Here is a 16407-nt window from a genome sequence, read left to right as displayed (position 1 = left end):
GGTCCGCGGTCATCCGGTGAACCCCCCGTCCGCGTGCAGTACGGATCCCGTGACGGCGGCGGACTCGGGCGAGCATGCCCAGGCGACGGCGGCGGCCACCTCGTCCGGTTCCAGCAGCCGCCGTACGAGCTGGTTCTCGGCGAGCTTTTCGACGTCGTCCAGGTCGTAGAGGTCGGCGGTGGCGCGCAGCATGTCGGTCCTGGTGGACCCGGGGGAGACGGCGACCGCGTGCACACCCGTGCCTTGCAGATCGCAGGCGAGTCCGCGGACCAGGCCCAGTACGGCGTGCTTGGCGGCGCAGTAGCCGCCCAGGCCCCACAGCCCGCGGTGCGCGGCCGCCGAGGCGAGCGCGACGAACCGTCCCTGGCGGGGCCGAGGGCCGCGCAGCAGTGCGGGCACGGCGGCGCGGGCGAGATTCAGCACGCCGGTGACGTCCACGTCGAAGAGCGTTCGCCAGTCCGTCTCGGACTGTTCCCAGACCGGGCCGCCGCCGAGGATCACGGCGGCCGCCGCCACGGCCGCGTCCACATGGCCGAACTCCCGCTCGGCCAGCTCGACCGCTTCGGCGAGGGCCGCGGCGTCCCGTACGTCCGCCTGCACGGTACGCACGCGGGGCAACTCCCGTGCTAGGGAGGCCAGTTCATCCGGGCGGGCGAGCGGATACGGCACACCGGGGTCGTCCGTGCAGGAGTCCACCGCGACCACGGCCCAGCCGTCGGCGGCCAGCCGTCGTACGACAGCGGCTCCGATGCCTCGCGCGGCGCCGGTGACCACAGCGACCTGACGTCTCGTCACTGCTCCGCTCCCTGTGACGGCTTGACCCGGCCCGTCGCAGTGGCGCCGGAGCCGGTCGCGGGGGCGCCGAGTCGGCCCTGGTCGTTCACCCGCCAGGCGCGGATGTCCCCGGTGAGCCCGTCCGCCATGGTCTCCAGTAGGTGGCGCCCCTCCGCGGCGTCCGCACCGGCCGGGTCGCCGATGACTCCCGACGGGCTGACCTCCCGGAGGGAATCCGCGATCAGCCGCTCCATCAGGTGCTCGATCGGGTCGGTCGGCCCGGCAACCGCCTGCGCTGTGCGCACCGCCTCGGGCCGCAACCCCAGCATCATCGAGGTCTCGGCGCGCCCCGCGTGCGGGTCGGACCCGGGCGGGACGCAGGGCCACCAGGCGACGTCCCGGCCCTCGTAGCGCAGCCGGGCCACGGCCCTGGCCAGCGGGGCGACATTGCCGCCGTGCCCGTTGACCACCAGCAGCCGGCCCGCCCAGCGCAGCATCGAGCGCCCGGTCTCCAGGATCAGCAGGCCCAGCGCGGTCTGCCCGATGGAGACCGTGCCGGGGAAACCTTCGTGCTCGCCGCTGGCCCCGTACGGCTGGACCGGCGCGACCATCAGGTCCATCTCGTCCCCGAGCCGGGCCGCGGTCCGCCCGGCGACGGCCTCGGCCACCGAGGAGTCGGTGTCCAGCGGCAGGTGCGGACCGTGCTGCTCGCAGGAGCCGACCGGGAGGAGCACCAGCGGCCGCCGGGCCGTCAGTTCGGGCCAGGAGACGTCGGCGAGGCGGGCCGTCATGGCGTGCCGTCCTCGCCGAGGCAGCCGTGGCGGTGCAGATAGCCGAGGAGTTCCTCGACTGCCGCTTCCGGGGCGAGCGGGCCGACGACGGTGGGCGGGGTGCGCTCCACCAGCGCTCCGGTCAGCTCCAGCACCCTCAGGTGCGCCGTGCCGTGCGGGCCGGGGAGCGTACGGGGCCGGGGTCGGTACGGCTGTGCGCCGAGCACCCGCGGCGGCCGTACGCCCGTCGCCGTTGAAGCCGTGGTCACGGCGGTCGCTGTCATGGTCGGTACGTGGGCCTGCCGCCCCGCGAGCACCGCCCGAAGCCCCGCGCGCCGCAGCCGCACCCCTGCGGCCTCGACGGACACCACGGCGGGCCGGCGCACCCGCAGCACCTCGCGGCGGCCGCCGTCCAGCCGTCGCTGCACCCGCAGGGCGTCGGCGCCGTCCGGCTCGATGTGCACGACGCCCAGGGCCTGTTCGGCGTTCAGCTCGGCGGCGAGGAAGGCGGCGAAGGACCCGGTGGCGTCGTCGGCCGGGGCGTCCCCGCACAGCAGGAGGTCGGGCACCCCGTAGCACCGCCGCAGCGCCTCGGCGAGCGCGGCGGCCGACTCCTGGCCCCCGTCCACCATCCCGGACGGATCGGCGCTTCCGGCGCTTCCTGTGCCCGTGGCTCCGATGGCGCCCGTACTGCCCGTACTGCCCGTGCTTCCGGCGCCGGATACGGGCTCGACGCGTAGGACTTCGGCCGCCCCGGCCGCCAGCGCCTCCCGCAGCGTCGCATCGGCCTCGGGCGGGCCGATGGCGACCGCGACGACGCGTACGTCCCACCGTTCGGCGAGCCGCAGGGCCTGTTCCAGCGCCGCCAGGTCGCAGGGGTGGGGGCCGCGGTCGCGGGGCTCGGCGGTCACCGCCCCGGTGAGCGGGTCGACCTCGGTCGCCCGCGTGGACCGTCCCAGTACGCTGACGATCACGCCCATCGCCGCCTCACCCCTTCCGGAACGCGACGCCGTCGCCGCCGTCGGGGTAGGTCCAGCTGATCGCGCCCTCGGCGTTGCAGATCTGGTAGCAGGTACCGCACTCGAAGCACTGTTCGTAGTTGAACAGGATTCCGCCGTCCGCCGTGGGGGCGAACAGATCGGCCGGGCAGGCGTGGACGCACTCCTTGGTGGTGCACGAGCGGCACACCTCGGAGTCCACGGTGATGTGCGCCCGCTCGCCCACCCGGAAGTCGACGGTGGACATCCGGTCCTCGAAGGACACGTCGGGATATCGCATGGAGTCCGGGTACACCGCATCGGGATACCTCGCGGAATGGTTCATCTTTCCCTGCCTCCTCATCCAAAAGTCCGCAGCGATTTCAGACCGTCGCGTGCGAGATCCCGCAGCCGTACGTCGTTGCGACGGGCCGCGCGAAGGAACTCCGCGGCCATGCCCCGCTTGGGGCGCGGGTTGGTCACCGTGAACACTTGCTCGGCGAGGTCACAGACCAGGCCCGGGTACTGACGCTGCATCCGCTCGCCGAGCACCAGGTCAGGGGCGTCGCGCAGCCGCTTGTGGTCGGCGAGGACGAAGGAGTCCGCCAGCCGCCGCCGGTAGCCGGCCAGCCCGCGCGCCGACGTGTCGCCGGCCGCGATCGCCTCCGCCGCGGTCCGCCCGGCCGCCAGGCCCGCGCCGATCGCGAAGTTGACGCCCTCCAGCCACAGTCCGGCTGCCAGGCACATGGCCGCCGCGTCACCGGCGACCAGCATCCCGTCAATGGCCAGCTTCGGAATCGTCCGGTACCCGCCCTCCGGAATGAGATGCGCGGAGTACTCCTTCAACTGCGCGTCCCGCACGTACGGGGCGATGGCCGGATGCGCCTTGAGCCGAGCGATCAGCTCCTCCGGGCGGGTCTTCGCCTCGGCCAGTCCTTCGAGGCCGGCCACCACGCCGATGGAGACCGAGTCCTGGTTGGTGTAGAGGAAGCCGCCGCCCGGGATGCCCTCGGTGCAGCCGAGCATCTCGATGTCCATGCCATGGTCGCCGAGCAGCCCGAAGCGCTCGTCGATCACCGCACGCGGCAGGGCGAGGGTCTCCTTCACACCCAAGGTGGTGTGCTCGGGGCTGGTGCGCGGCAGCAGCCCGGCTTCCTTGGCGAGGAAGGAGTTCACACCGTCACAGGCGATCACCATGCGTGCTCTGATGTCCCCGTCGGGCCGGTCCGTCCGTACGCCCACGACCCGCCCCGCGGCATCCCACAGCAGGCTGCGGGCCACGGTGGAGGCGACGAGCTGCGCCCCGGCCTCGACCGCCTTGCCGGCCAGCCAGGAGTCGAAGTCGGCGCGGTAGGTGGTCATGCCGTTGTACGGCGGCCCGCCCCAGGCGGCGGTACGGAAGTCGACGGTGAGGGCCTGGGAGCCGGTCAGCACCATCGTGCTGCGGCGGGTCACCCAGCGCTGTACGGGCGCCTCTTCCCACCAGCGTGGAACGGCCTCGTCCAGGACCCTGGCGTACACCACTCCGCCGTAGACGTTTTTCGCACCGGGGTACGCGCCGCGTTCGAGGAGCACCACGCTGCGTCCGGCGCGGGCCAGTTCGAGCGCGGCGGCCGATCCGGCCGGGCCCGCGCCGACCACGACGGCGTCCACGGTCGTTGCTTCCTCAGGCATGTCAGCCATGGTTCTCACCCTTCGCCGCCGCTACGGCTTCCGCGGCCCGGTCCACGCCCAGCCGGCGGGCCAGTTCGCCGAGTACGGCGGGGGCGTCGGCCACGATGCCGAGGTCGGCCATGTCGGTCATCGGGCAGGACGGGTCGGTGTTCACGCTCACCACGTGCCGTGGCTGCCCGAGCCCGCCGATGTGCTGCGATGCGCCGGAGATACCGAACGCGATGTACAGGTCGGGGTCGACACTCACACCGGTGGTGCCGATCTGCCGGTCGTAGCCCGTCCACCCGGCGTCGGTGACCACGCGGGTGGCACCGGCGCTCGCGCCGAGCGCGGCCGCGACATCGGCCAGCAGCCGCATGGTGGAGAGCCCGTCCACCCCGGCGGGCACCAGCCCCGCGCCGCCGCCCAGGATCCGCGGCGCTTCGGCCAGGTCCATGGTGCTGGGCTCGGGCTGGAGCACCTCGATGGTCTCGGCGTCCCGCCGGATGTCCGGTGTGTTCAGGGGGAGTTCGGTGATCTCGGGCGGGCCCTGCGGTTCCGGTGCGCCGCGGACGCCGGGGAGCAGGGTCAGCACGGCCGGGCCGCCCAGCGCGACCCGTACCGACAGCCGGCCGTCCAGCCGGGACAGCTCGGCCTCGCCCGGTACGCAGCGCACCGCGCCGGCCAGCAGCGGGCGGCCCAGCTCCACGGCCAGCCGCGGCGCCAGGTCCCGACCGTCCGGCGAGGCGGGCAGCAACACACCACCCACGTCGGCCAGTTCGGGAGCAAGCGCGGCCGCGAGCCGGCCCGGCGCGACCGATTCGCTCTCGACGAGCCACACGCGGCGGGCCGCGCGCAGCGTCCCCGCGGCCTCCCGGGTGCCGGCCCCGGCGAGCAGCGCGAGGCCGCCCGCCTCGGCGACCGTCTCGTCGGCCCCCACGGGGAGTTCGCCGTCGCGCACGGTGATCACGGCGGCCATGCCCAGACCGCGTGGCAGGCTCACAGCGCCTCCCCGACCCGGTTGCCCTCGATCACGGCGGCGTGGGCGCGGCGCGGTGCCAGGCAGTCGCCGATCCGGTGCACTTCGGGCTTCGTGCCATGGCTCTCGCCGTTGCGCAGCTCATGCCACAGGCCGTCCTCGGGCGCCTGGTGGGTCGCGCAGACGACCCAGTCGCAGTGCCGCTCGGCCCCCTGACCGGTGGGGTGGTGGAGGAGGCTCAGCACCACCCCACCGGAGTTCTCGGCGGAGTGCCCACCGGAGTCCTCGGCGGTCTCGCTGCCCGGCCGGTTCGCCGCCGCCATCACCACCAGGTCGGTGGACTGGCGGATGCCCTTGGCGTGCGCACGCACGTTGAACGTCTCCATGTCGAGGGTGATGCCGAGGTCCTGGCCGACGACCATCCCGGCGGTGAGGATCTCCACCGCGCAGCCGCGGTCGGCGAGGACTTCGGCGACGCTGGTGGCCTGGTGGAAGCCGAGGTCGTCGACGACCACGACGTCACCGGCCGGCTGGACCCTGCCTTCGAGCACGTCGCGGACGTCCACGACGCGGGGGTGGCCGCCGGCCCAGTGCGGAGGCTGCGGGCGCGCGCCGGTGGCCAGCACCACGGCGTCCGGCGCCTCGTCCAGCAGCGTCCGCGCGTCGGCCTCGCAGCCCGTTCTGATCTCGACGCCGTGGCGCCGGCACTCGACCTGGAGATTGCGCACCACATCGAGGAATTCGGCACGGGAGGGCACCGACGCGGCCACCGCGACCTGGCCGCCGCTCCGCGGCGCGCGCTCGTACACGGTGACCCGGTGGCCGCGCCGGGCGGCCGTGGACGCGGCCTGGAGACCCGCCGGCCCGCCGCCGACGACGAGCACGCGCTTGCCCCTGCGTACGGGGGTGGGCAGCGGCACTGCGGCGGTGCCGGCACTGATCTCCCGGGTGGCGGCCGCGGGCCGCCGTGCGGCGATCCCGGCCTCCCGTCCCGCGGCCGGGTTCTCGATGCAGCCCAGCCACCGGTTCAGGCCCATCCGGCCCACGCACTCCTGGTTGCAGGACAGGCAGTTGCGGATGTCGCCGGACTGCCCGGCGCGGGCCTTGGCGGTGAAGTCGGGGTCGGCGATCTGCCCGCGCACCACGCCCACCAGGTCGCAGTGGCCCTCGGCCAGCGCCCGTTCGGCCTGTACGGGGTCCTTGATCCGGCCCACGCCGATCACCGGGATGTTCACGGCCTGGCGCATGGCGTTGGCGATGAACAGCGCGTACCCGGCGGGGACGGCCATGGACGCCTCGATCATGAACAGCGTCGCGGTGGCGACCCCGATCGAGGTGTTGATGTAGTCGACCTTCCCGGTGGCCTCCACCAGCCGCGCGACCTCGACGGCCTCGTCCAGCGTGGTGCCGCCCTCGATCAGCTCGTCCCCGCAGATCCGTACGCCCAGCGCCCGGCCGGGGCCGATGGCCTCGCACACCGCGTCGATGATCTCCAGCAGGATCCTGGCCCGGTTGCGCAGCGTGCCGCCGTACGCGTCGGTGCGCTTGTTGGTGGCGGGGGAGAGGAAGCCGCGCACGATGGAGGAGTGCGAGCACTGGAGCTCCACACCGTCGAACCCGCCCTCGGCGCAGTGCCCGGCGACGAGGCCGTACCCCGCGACGATCTCGGCGATCTCGTGCTGCTCGACGGCCTTGGGGACCTCGCGGAACATCGGGTCCGGCACGGGGCTCGGCGCCCACACCGGGAGCCGGGAGAACATCGAGGACGCCTGGCCGCCGTTGTGGTTGAGCTGGGCGAAGATCGGTGCGCCGTGCCGGTGCACCGCTTCGGTGATCCTGCGGTAGCCGGGAATCACCGACCGGTGGAAGCCATGGATCAGCTTCTCGTACGGCCAGTCCGTGGGGTGGGTCGAGTGCTCCTCGGTGATGATCAGCCCGGCCCCGCCCGCGGCGCGCGCCTCGTAGTACGCGGCGTGCTGCTCGCTCGGCAGGCCGTCCTGGGCGTAGTTGGTCAAGTGCGCGGAGAAGACGATCCTGTTGCGTACCGCGACCGGTCCGACCCGCAGCGGGGAGAACAAGTAACGGTACGGCCCGGTCCCGCTCATCGGACGCCTCCTGCCACGGTCAGGGTGTGCAGACCGCCCCGCACACCGGGGCGCTCGCCCGCCGCGCCGACGGCGAGGGCCACCCGGCGCGCCTCCAGCACCGCTTCGTGCACGGTGCGCGGCGCGGTGCAGTCACCGGCGCGCGGCGTGCCGGGCCGGTGCAGATACAGTTCCTCGTCGGGCAGCCGGTGCCCGCAGTGGACGACGAACGCGCAGTCCACGGTGCGGCGTTCACCGGTCCACCGGTCCTCCAGCACCACATGGTCCGCGGCCGCCGCGCGCAGCAGACTGCGCGTCTCCCGTACGACTCCGGCCCGTTGCAGCCGCGCGTTTGCGTCCGCCAGATCACCGGTGATGGCCAGCTGGGTGCCCGCGATCTGGTCCTGTGTGACCAGGGAGGCCGCCCAGCCGCGCGCGGCGAGCAGCTCCGCGACGCCGACCCCCACGGGCCCGCCGACCGGGTCGTACACCACGGCCCGGCCCGTACGCCGCTCCTCCGAGAGCCCGGAACCCACCAGTTCGACCAGCTCGGCGGCCTCGATGACCTGCGCGTCCGCGGCGATCTCGTACTCGCGCGGTCCTGCCACCGATCCGGTGGCCAGGACCACCTGCCGGCCCTCGGCCAGCGCGGCGTCCATCCCGGCCGCCGTGACCTCGTGCCCGAGCCGTACGGACACGCCCAGGCGGAGCAGCTCCTGCCGCCACCACTCCACCGTCAGGCCGAGCCGTTCCCGGCCGTGCACCAGCGCGGCGGTGGCGAGCATGCCGCCCAGCTGCGGCCCGCGTTCGGCCAGTTCCACGCGGTGGCCCCGCTGGGCCAGCACGCGTGCGGTCTCCATACCGGCGGGCCCGCCGCCGACGATGAGGACGTCGTGCCGGACCCGGTCGTTCCCGCCGACCTCGGGGTCCTGCGTCTCGTGTCCGCTGCGCGGCTCCACGACACAGGTGACGACGGGGTTGCGGTTGTCCCGTACGGCGCACGTCTGGTTGCACAGCATGCAGGGGCGGACCCGGTGCGCCTGTCCGCCGCGACATTGCGCCACCAGATCCGGGTCGGCGAGCTGCGCCCTGGTCATCTCCACCAGGTCGGCCACGCCGCCCGTCAGCCAGTGTTGTGCCTGGTCGGGGTCGGTGACGGAGCCCTGGAGCACGACGGGGGCGGTGCCGCCGACGGCGTCCCGGATACGGCCGCACAGCTCCGCGTTGAACCCGGGCCCGGTGTGCAGATCGGGCCTGGTGGCCGGGACCGAGTAGATCGAACCGCGGACCACCACGAGGTAGTCGACCAGCCCGGCGAGCCGCCGCGCCTGCTCGGCGGCGAGGTCCGGGGTGACCCCGGCCCATGGCGCCAGCTCGTCGCAGCACAGCCGCAGTCCCAGTACCCGGTCCTCGCCGACTCTCTCCCGTACGGCCCGCAGCACCTGCTCGGTCAGCGCGAGCTTGTCCTCGCCGTAGCGGTCCTCGCGCAGATTGGTCAGCCCGGAGTGGAACTGCCGCAGCAGGGAGTGCTGACCGGCGTTGATCTCCACGCCGTCCAGGCCATCCGCGCCATCCGCGCCATCCGCGCCGCAGCGCACCGCCAGCGCGGCGGCCGAGGCGAACCCCTCGACCAGCGCGTCGATTTCCGGCTGCTCCATCTCCATGGGCAACTCGCGCGACCCGGCGTCCGGCACCCGCGAGGGCGCCCACAGCACGCTCTGCGAGTACGCGGATGACCCCTGCATCCCGGCATGGCCGAGCGAGGCCACCACCAGCGCCCCGTGCGGGCGGCAGGCGGCGGCCACCTCCGCCCAGCCGGGCCCGCACTCGGCGGCCAGCGGGGCGCGCTCGTAGGGCCAGTCCGACGCGTGCACACTCGCGGTCTCGGTGACGATCAGGCCCGCACCGCCGGCCGCCCGGCGGGCGTAATAGGCCGCGTGCCGGCCGGAGAACGACCGCCCGTCCCCCAGGTTGGTCTCGTGCGGGCCGAACATCACCCGGCTCGGCGCCGGCCGGCCGGCCAGCGTGATCGGATCGGTGATCGCGGTCATGCGCCACCGGCCAGCGGGCTCGCATCGCAGGGCTTCGCCGGGACGCGCAGCGACGGCATGCCCAGCGGCACCGTACGGTGCGAGTGGTCCTTGCCCTGCGGCGGCAGCCGACGGTCCACCGCGCTCAGCGCGGCGGCGCCGTGCCCCTTGACGCACTCGGGGTCCGGGCCGTCCAGCGGCAGTCCGGTGAAGAACTTCGCGGCCATGCAGCCGCCCTGGCAGACATCGAACGCCGAGCAGGAGGTGCAGGCCCCGGAGGACTGCTCGCCGCGCAGCTCCTGGAAGAGCGGCGAGGTCCGCCACACCTCGTCGAACCCGCCGGGCGTACGGATATTGCCCGCCTTGAACGCGTCATGGATGGCGAACGGGCAGGCGTAGACATCGCCCACCGGGTCGATCAGGCAGACCACCCGCCCGGCCCCGCACAGGTTCAGACCCGGGATCGGCGTCGAGCCCAGGGCGTTGAGGTGGAAGAACGAATCGCCCGTCAGCACCCGCTCGCCGTTGCCGACCAGCCAGTGGTACAGCTCCTGCTGCTGCTCGGCGGTGGGGTGCAGGTCGTCCCACACATCCGCGCCGCGCCCCGACGGGCGGAGCCGGGTGATGCGCAGCTGGGCGCCGAACCGGTCGGCGATGGCGGCGAAGTCGTCCAGCTGAGGGACGTTCTCGCGGGTCATGACGACCGAGATCTTGAAGTCCTCGAAGCCCGCGTCGGACAGGTTCTCCATGGCGCGCACCGCCATGTCGTACGAGCCGTGCCCGCGCACCGCGTCATTGACCTCGCGGGTCGCGCCGTCCAGCGAGATCTGTACGTCGATGTAGTCGGTGGCGGCCAGCTGCCGGGCACGCTCGGGGGTCAGCCGCAGGCCGTTGGTGGAGAACTTCACGCCCACCTGGTGCGCCACCGCGTAGTCCAGCAGCTCCCAGAAGTCCGGGCGTACGGTCGGCTCGCCGCCGCCGACGTTGACGTAGAACACCTGCATCCGCTGCAGCTCGTCGATCACCGACTTGATCTCGTCGGTGGTGAGCTCAAACGGGTCACGCCGGCCCGATGAGGACAGGCAGTGGGCGCAGGACAGGTTGCACGCGTACGTCCACTCCCACGTCAGGCAGATGGGGGCGAGCAGGCCGCCCTTGAATTGCTCGACGAGGGCCGGGACGGGCTCGGCGTGCGAGGGTTCGCAGGTGGTGGTCATCACCGGACTCGCTTCCGCTTCACTGAGGAATGATCATGTCGGCGGCGGCCAAAGAGGCCAGTGCGCGCAGGGAGGCGTCGCGCCGGCGGCCGGGAACCTCGGCCAGGGCCTCGGTCACACTGAGGTGCCGCTCGAGCCCGGAGACGAGCTCGACGAGTTCCGGTGCCTTCAGGAACGACAGCCGCCGGTTGCCGAAGTGGTACGCGAGCGCCCCGAAGGGCTCGGGGCGCAGCGCGACACTGGGATTCAGCCGGTAGGGCCGTTCGGCGTCGAACGGGGGGATCACGGTGATCGCCCTTAGTAGACGCCGCACATGCCGTCGATGGAGACCTCTTCCACGAGAAGCTCCTCGACGATCTCGGCGGGGATCGCCGTGGTGTCGGTGGTGACGTCGGCGTCCTGCTGGGCGGTACGGACTTCCTCGGACATCTCGATCCCTCTCTGACGGTGTTCGGTCGTGCTCCTGGACCGGAGCGGTCGTGCTCCTGAACCGAAGTTAGGGGGGCGGTGCGGCGCGTTTCGCCGTGCTTTTGGCTGCCCTCTACCTGTCCGGACGCACAGGTAGGGCCCCGTACCGAGCCCCCGTGGCCGTCGCCGCCGCCCGTACCCCGCCCGCACCCTGTCCGATCGGACAGGTCCGGGGCCGTCCGTTCGTATCGAGCGGCTGCCCGGGTGATCGGGATCGGCCCCGCACGGGTTCCGCGGGGCGGACCGGGCCGCTTACGTTCTCGGCGTCCGAGCTCCACACCGGACAGCTGCGCCGCCGGCAAAGGAGCAGTCGCCGCAGAACACGCGCCGAGTGCGCGGAGAGGAAAAGTGGCCCATGCAGGTCGATGAACTTCTCAAGCCCTTCCCGATCAAGGAGTTCCACCCGTTCCCGCGGGCGCTCCTCGGCCCCGGCGCCCACGAGCTGATCGGCCCCGAGGCGAAGAAACTGGGCTTCAAGCGGACGCTCGTGATGACCACGGGACTCCGCGGCAGCGACACCGTGCACAAGATCGTCGAGTCGATGAAGTACCACGGCCTGGAGGTCGTGCTGTACGACAAGGTCGAGTCCAACCCCAAGGACTACAACGTCATGGACGCCGTGGCGCTGTACCAGGAGAACAAGTGCGACTCCTTCGTGTCGATCGGCGGCGGCTCCTCGCACGACGCGTGCAAGGGAGCGCGGATCTCGGTGGCCCACGACGGCCGCAGCGTCAATGAGTTCGAGGGCTTCAACAAGTCGGAGAACCCCAAGAACCCGCCGCACATCGCGGTGTCCACCACTGCGGGCACCGGCTCGGAGACCTCGTGGGCGTATGTCATCACCGACACCACGACCGACCCGGACAACCCGCACAAGTACGTGGCCTTCGACGACGCCTCTGTGGCCAGCCTGGCGGTTGACGACCCCACGCTCTACTACGACTGCCCGCTGGACTACACCGCGCAGTGCGGCTTCGACGTGCTCGCGCACGCCTCGGAGCCGTACATCTCGCGGCTGAACTTCCAGCCGTCGCTGGGCAATTCGCTGCACGCCATCAAGCTGACCGCCCAGCACCTGCGGCAGGCGGTGTGGAACGGCCAGGACCTGGCGGGCCGTGAAGGCATGATGTACGCCCAGTACATCGCGGCGCAGGCGTTCAACTCCGGTGGCCTGGGCATCGTCCACTCCATCTCGCACGCTGTCAGCGCCTTCTACGACACCCATCACGGGCTGAACAACGCCATCGCCCTGCCGCGCGTATGGGCCTTCAACATGCCCGCGGCCTACGAGCGGTTCGCGGACATCGCCGAGGCGATGGGCGTGGACACGCATGGCATGACCAAGGTGAAGGCCGCCGAGGCGGCGCTGGAGGCGTCTGTCCGGCTGCTGCGCGACGTGGGTATCCCGGAGCGGTTCGTCGATGTCACGCAGGAGTCCTACTCCAAGAACCGGCTCGGCACGGGCCCGACGAAGTACTACGAGCAGGCGTCGGTGATCAAGGGCGATGCCGCTGACGTCGACCGCATCACCCACCATGTCCTCGGCGACGCCTGCACCCCGGGCAACGCCAAGGAGTGCACGTTCGACACGGTCCGGCCGGTCGTCGAGCACTGCATGACCGGTGACCTGGACGACCTGCTCAGCTGAGCGACAGCCGCGGAGGCGGGGCCGGCGTGCGCCGACCCCGCCTCCGCCACCCGGACGGAGGAGCCGTGCCCGATACACCCGATCACCACGCAGCAGCACAAGGGGAGTTCAGCTCGGTCGACGACGTGACCGCACGGTTCGCCGACCACGGCTATATCGCCGACCGCCGGCTGGCGACGACCGTGTTCCTGCTGTCCCGGATGGACAAACCGGTCCTGCTGGAAGGGCCGGCCGGGGTCGGCAAGACCGAACTCGCCAAGACCCTCGCCGCCGCCACCGGCCGACGGCTGCTGCGGCTCCAGTGCTACGAGGGCCAGGACGAGAGCAAGGCGCTCTACGAGTGGGACTACGGCAAGCAGCTGCTGTACACGCAGATGCTCCGGGACAAGATCGGCGAGATCACCGCCGCCGCGCCCGACCTGGCCACCGCGATGCAGCGCATCAGCGAACAGGACAGCGCGTTCTTCTCCGACCGCTTCCTCGCGCCCCGCCCGCTGCTGGACGCGGTACGCGGCGAAGAGCCCGCCGTCCTGCTGATCGACGAAGTCGACCGCGCAGACGAGGCGTTGGAGGCGGTGCTGCTGGAGTGCCTGGCGGAGTTCCAGGTGTCGGTGCCCGAGATCGGTACGTACACCGCGAAGATCCCGCCGTACATGGTGCTCACCTCCAACAACACCCGCGACCTCTCCGCCGCGCTCAAGCGGCGCTGTCTGCACCTGTTCCTGGACTACCCGGACGCCGAGCGGGAGCTGGCGATCCTCAAGGCCAAAAACACCGGGCTGCCGGACGCCGCGGCCGGGCATCTGGTGGAGGTGGTGCGCGGACTGCGCGAGCTGGAGCTGCGCAAGAGCCCCAGCATCTCCGAGACCATCGACTGGGCCCGCACCCTCGCCGTACTCGGCGTACAGGAACTCAACCCCGCGGTGCTCGCCGAGACGGCCAACGTGGTCCTCAAGTACGAACGGGACATGGACCGCGCGCTGGGCGTACTGCCCCGGCTGGTCGACCCCAACGCGGAACTGCCGGAGGCGGGCCACCACGCCCACGGGCACGGCCACGGACACAGCCATGGTCCCGGGCAAGGACACAGCCATGGCCCAGGCCATGTGCACCGGGACCCGGGCCAGGACCCGGACGGCGACGAACCCGACGGCCAGGCCGTCCGCACGGCCAAGGACCTTCCGGGGCGGCACGACGAGGGCTACTACGGAGCGCCGGGGGCCGGCCCGACCCGCCGCATCGCACCTGGCGAGGGCCAGGGCGCCAGGGCGTTCGCCGCGATCACCCGTCGGCGACCGTGAAGGCGGGGTGAGGCGACAGTGGAGACCGGCCTGCACCGGTTCGTGCGCATCCTGCGCCTGTTCGGCCTGCGGGTCTCGGTGTCGGAGGCCATGGACGCGATGCGCTGCGCGGCCCAGCCCGGCGTGCTCGCCGAGAAGGAAACGCTGCGCGAGGCACTGCGCCTGGCGCTGATCAAGGACCGGCGGGACGACGAGCCGTTCGACGAGCTGTTCACGGCGTTCTTCTCGCTGCGTCGGGTGGGCGGCACGGCGGACGAGCACGGCCACAGCCATGAGCACGACGACCTGACCGACACCGGCGAGCTGGAGTCGTTCACCGTCTCCGAGGAGCCGTCGCAGACCCCGCAGCAGGGTCACAGCCACGGCAAGCCGGCCGACATCCGGGACTACTTCGACCAGCAGGACCTGGCCCAGCAGTACAACCTGCACCAGGAGGCCAACAAGATCGACCTGGCCTCGATGACCGATGAGATCGTGCTGTCCAAGGACAGCACGAGCAGCGGCGGCGACAGCGTCCCGACCGTGCAACTGGAGACCGAGCGGCTGCACGGCGCCGGGGCGCCCGGCCAGCTGGCCCCGTCCACCGGCAACCGGATCGACACCGAGCTGACCGTCGCCCAGCAGGACGCCCTTTTCGGGTGGTTCGCCGACGACGCCGAGGACGCCGACGAGCAGCAGCTGGACGCGCTGCGCCGCCGGCTCGCCGGAACCATCGAGAACCTCCCCGAACTCCTCAAGCGGCACCTCGACCGGCTCGCCGAACTGGAGTCGGTCGCTGTGGAGTCACGGATCGCCGCACAGGCCCGTACCGAACGGGTCGGCGAGGACGAGCGCGCCCAGCTGGAGGAGGCGCTGCACCGCGTGGCGCGCTCCCTGCACGGCGCGCTGACCAGCCGCAAGCTCAACACCCCGAACGGCCGCGTGCATGCGGGCCGCACGATGCGCAAGAACATGCGCTACGACGGCGTGCCCTTTCGCCCGGTCACCGTCAGCCGCGCCGAGGACAAACCTCGCCTCGTGGTGCTCGTCGACGTATCACTGTCGGTACGGGCCACCGCGCGGTTCACGCTGCACCTGGTGCACGGGCTGCAGTCGCTGTTCGCGCAGGTGCGGTCGTTCGCCTTCGTCGACGAGCCCATGGAGATCACCGAGCTGTTCGCCGAGCATCCGATGGAGCGCGCGCTCGGCCTGGTCTTCGACGGGCTGCCGGCGGGCGGGCTGCTGGACACCGACGCCAACTCCGACTACGGGCGCACCTTCGAGCTGCTGCGCTCCGAGCACGATTCGGCGTTCAACCGCCGCACCACCCTTCTCGTGCTGGGCGACGGCCGCGGCAACGGCAATGACCCGCGGACCGAGGCCTTCGAAGAGCTCACCCGCAGGGTCCGCCAGACCATCTGGCTGACCCCCGAACCGCGCTACTCCTGGGGCCTGGGCGCCTGCGACCTGCCGCAGTACTCGGAACTGTGCGACCGCGTCCAGGTCGTCGCCGACCTCGCCGGACTGCGGCGCACCGCCGATCGGATCTCCTCGGAGGTGACGGGACGATGAGCGCCCCCGACCGGCTCCGCCTCGCCGCCACCTCCATCGACCCGCTCGCCCCGAACCGGCCGGGCCACTACGCGGATCATGTGGTGCGCGTCGTGCGGGAGGCCCCCTGCGCGGGCGCGTGCGGGCCGAGCACACCGATCGTACGGACCGAGCACTTCTGCCTGCGCCGCCGCGGCCAACGAGTGGAGGTGGGCCACTGGCTGGCCCCGGAAGCGCTGGACAACGACCTGGCCGGGCTGCTCGCCGAGGAACTCTTCGCGCCCGGCTGGCTGTCGGGACCCGACATCTTCGAGCGGGTCTTCACCGGGGTGGTGCGCTCCTGCGTGAACGGGCCCGTGCGGTCCTGGGACAGGTTCTACGTCAACACGCTCGCCCGGATCCGGGAGTGCTGGCAGGACCCGTCCCCGGCCGGCCATTCGTCCATCGCCGGATTCGCCCCGGTGTACCGCAGGACGCTCGAACTGGTCGCCCCCGGCGCCGTACTCGACATGGGCGCCTGCTTCGGATTCCTGGCCCTGCTGCTGGCCGAGCGGGGGCGCAACACGGTGATCGCCTCCGATCTCGCGGCCGGCACCATGCGGCTGCTCGCGGCCGTGGCCGACGCCCGGCGGCTGCCGGTGGAGACCATGACCTGCGACGCGGCGCGGGTGCCGCTGCCGGACCGCTCGGTGGACACCGTGACCGCCATCCACCTGCTCGAACACGTGGACCCGAGCTACGGCGCCGCCGTCGTACGGGAAGCGCTGCGGCTGACCCGGCGGCGGGTGGTGGTGGCCGTGCCGTTCGAGGACGAGCCGACAGCCGCGTACGGACATGTGCGGTGCTTCGACCGCGGCCAGCTCGTCAATCTCGGCCGGGGCACCGGGCTCCCGTTCACGGTCACCGAATTCCACGGCGGCTGGCTGGTCCTCGACCTCCCCTGACGCCGGCCTCCCCGCCGGCGGCTGCCGCTCCG

General features: G+C 72.3%; 15 protein-coding genes. 4 read left to right on the top strand and 11 right to left on the bottom strand.

The window, feature by feature from the left end; all coding sequences use genetic code 11:
• Window positions 1-9: 9 nt before the first annotated feature.
• Genes ABZS71_RS10680 through mftA form a run of 11 tightly spaced genes read right to left on the bottom strand, consistent with a single transcriptional unit; the run spans window position 10 to window position 10913 of the window.
• On the bottom strand, window positions 10-795 hold the full coding sequence (locus ABZS71_RS10680) for a mycofactocin-coupled SDR family oxidoreductase (protein WP_356208842.1): 786 nt from the start codon (window positions 793-795) through the stop codon (window positions 10-12).
• On the bottom strand, window positions 792-1565 hold the full coding sequence (gene mftE / locus ABZS71_RS10675) for a mycofactocin biosynthesis peptidyl-dipeptidase MftE (protein WP_355854888.1): 774 nt from the start codon (window positions 1563-1565) through the stop codon (window positions 792-794). Before mftE ends, ABZS71_RS10680 begins: the two co-directional genes overlap by 4 nt.
• Window positions 1562-2524: a mycofactocin-associated electron transfer flavoprotein beta subunit gene (locus tag ABZS71_RS10670; protein ID WP_356208841.1), complete on the bottom strand. Its 963-nt coding sequence runs from the start codon at window positions 2522-2524 to the stop codon at window positions 1562-1564. The genes mftE and ABZS71_RS10670 overlap by 4 nt, the downstream gene beginning before the upstream one ends.
• 7 nt (window positions 2525-2531) lie before the next feature.
• A complete protein-coding gene (locus tag ABZS71_RS10665) occupies window positions 2532-2822 on the bottom strand; it encodes a 4Fe-4S dicluster domain-containing protein (RefSeq protein WP_355854894.1) in 291 nt (96 codons plus the stop codon).
• A 59-nt stretch (window positions 2823-2881) separates the two neighbouring features.
• Window positions 2882-4204, bottom strand: coding sequence for an FAD-dependent oxidoreductase (locus ABZS71_RS10660; protein WP_356208839.1), 1323 nt, complete (start codon window positions 4202-4204; stop codon window positions 2882-2884).
• Window positions 4197-5177 (bottom strand): mycofactocin-associated electron transfer flavoprotein alpha subunit, encoded by a 981-nt coding sequence (locus ABZS71_RS10655; protein WP_355854900.1) that lies wholly within the window; start codon window positions 5175-5177, stop codon window positions 4197-4199. Before ABZS71_RS10655 ends, ABZS71_RS10660 begins: the two co-directional genes overlap by 8 nt.
• Window positions 5174-7258 (bottom strand): mycofactocin system FadH/OYE family oxidoreductase 2, encoded by a 2085-nt coding sequence (locus ABZS71_RS10650; protein WP_356208837.1) that lies wholly within the window; start codon window positions 7256-7258, stop codon window positions 5174-5176. Before ABZS71_RS10650 ends, ABZS71_RS10655 begins: the two co-directional genes overlap by 4 nt.
• Complete coding sequence (locus tag ABZS71_RS10645; protein WP_356208835.1) at window positions 7255-9288, bottom strand: mycofactocin system FadH/OYE family oxidoreductase 1; 2034 nt, start codon at window positions 9286-9288, stop codon at window positions 7255-7257. Before ABZS71_RS10645 ends, ABZS71_RS10650 begins: the two co-directional genes overlap by 4 nt.
• Entirely contained in the window at window positions 9285-10484 is a 1200-nt protein-coding gene (mftC, locus tag ABZS71_RS10640; RefSeq protein WP_355854909.1) for a mycofactocin radical SAM maturase, read from the bottom strand. Before mftC ends, ABZS71_RS10645 begins: the two co-directional genes overlap by 4 nt.
• Before the next feature lie 19 nt (window positions 10485-10503).
• Entirely contained in the window at window positions 10504-10770 is a 267-nt protein-coding gene (mftB, locus tag ABZS71_RS10635) for a mycofactocin biosynthesis chaperone MftB (protein ID WP_356208833.1), read from the bottom strand.
• Window positions 10771-10781: 11 nt separating this feature from the next.
• On the bottom strand, window positions 10782-10913 hold the full coding sequence (gene mftA / locus ABZS71_RS10630; protein ID WP_355854915.1) for a mycofactocin precursor MftA: 132 nt from the start codon (window positions 10911-10913) through the stop codon (window positions 10782-10784).
• A 394-nt stretch (window positions 10914-11307) separates the two neighbouring features.
• Between mftA and mdo the strand changes: the two genes are divergently transcribed.
• The 4 genes from mdo to mftM all read left to right on the top strand — a co-directional run bounded on the left by mdo (window position 11308) and on the right by mftM (window position 16375).
• Complete coding sequence (gene mdo / locus ABZS71_RS10625) at window positions 11308-12600, top strand: NDMA-dependent methanol dehydrogenase (protein ID WP_355854918.1); 1293 nt, start codon at window positions 11308-11310, stop codon at window positions 12598-12600.
• A gap of 65 nt (window positions 12601-12665) precedes the next feature.
• Window positions 12666-13901: a MoxR family ATPase gene (locus tag ABZS71_RS10620; RefSeq protein ID WP_356208831.1), complete on the top strand. Its 1236-nt coding sequence runs from the start codon at window positions 12666-12668 to the stop codon at window positions 13899-13901.
• An 18-nt stretch (window positions 13902-13919) separates the two neighbouring features.
• Complete coding sequence (locus ABZS71_RS10615) at window positions 13920-15452, top strand: VWA domain-containing protein (RefSeq protein ID WP_356208830.1); 1533 nt, start codon at window positions 13920-13922, stop codon at window positions 15450-15452.
• Window positions 15449-16375 (top strand): mycofactocin oligosaccharide methyltransferase MftM, encoded by a 927-nt coding sequence (gene mftM / locus ABZS71_RS10610; RefSeq protein WP_355854926.1) that lies wholly within the window; start codon window positions 15449-15451, stop codon window positions 16373-16375. Before ABZS71_RS10615 ends, mftM begins: the two co-directional genes overlap by 4 nt.
• Window positions 16376-16407 lie beyond the last annotated feature (32 nt).

Origin of the sequence: Streptomyces sp. NPDC005393, from assembly GCF_040606675.1 — a bacterium.
Taxonomy (GTDB): Bacteria; Actinomycetota; Actinomycetes; order Streptomycetales; family Streptomycetaceae; genus Streptomyces.
Note: the sequence above shows the minus strand (reverse complement) of the source record. Positions and strands in the feature narration are given on the sequence as shown.

Coding starts and splice junctions, on each gene's coding strand:
- mftE (WP_355854888.1), bottom strand. CDS start 1,565: ATGACGGCCCGCCTCGCCGACGTCTCCTGGCCCGAACTGACGGCCCGG.
- ABZS71_RS10670 (WP_356208841.1), bottom strand. CDS start 2,524: ATGGGCGTGATCGTCAGCGTACTGGGACGGTCCACGCGGGCGACCGAG.
- ABZS71_RS10665 (WP_355854894.1), bottom strand. CDS start 2,822: ATGCGATATCCCGACGTGTCCTTCGAGGACCGGATGTCCACCGTCGAC.
- ABZS71_RS10660 (WP_356208839.1), bottom strand. CDS start 4,204: ATGGCTGACATGCCTGAGGAAGCAACGACCGTGGACGCCGTCGTGGTC.
- ABZS71_RS10650 (WP_356208837.1), bottom strand. CDS start 7,258: ATGAGCGGGACCGGGCCGTACCGTTACTTGTTCTCCCCGCTGCGGGTC.
- ABZS71_RS10645 (WP_356208835.1), bottom strand. CDS start 9,288: ATGACCGCGATCACCGATCCGATCACGCTGGCCGGCCGGCCGGCGCCG.
- mftC (WP_355854909.1), bottom strand. CDS start 10,484: ATGACCACCACCTGCGAACCCTCGCACGCCGAGCCCGTCCCGGCCCTC.
- mftA (WP_355854915.1), bottom strand. CDS start 10,913: ATGTCCGAGGAAGTCCGTACCGCCCAGCAGGACGCCGACGTCACCACC.
- mdo (WP_355854918.1), top strand. CDS start 11,308: ATGCAGGTCGATGAACTTCTCAAGCCCTTCCCGATCAAGGAGTTCCAC.
- mftM (WP_355854926.1), top strand. CDS start 15,449: ATGAGCGCCCCCGACCGGCTCCGCCTCGCCGCCACCTCCATCGACCCG.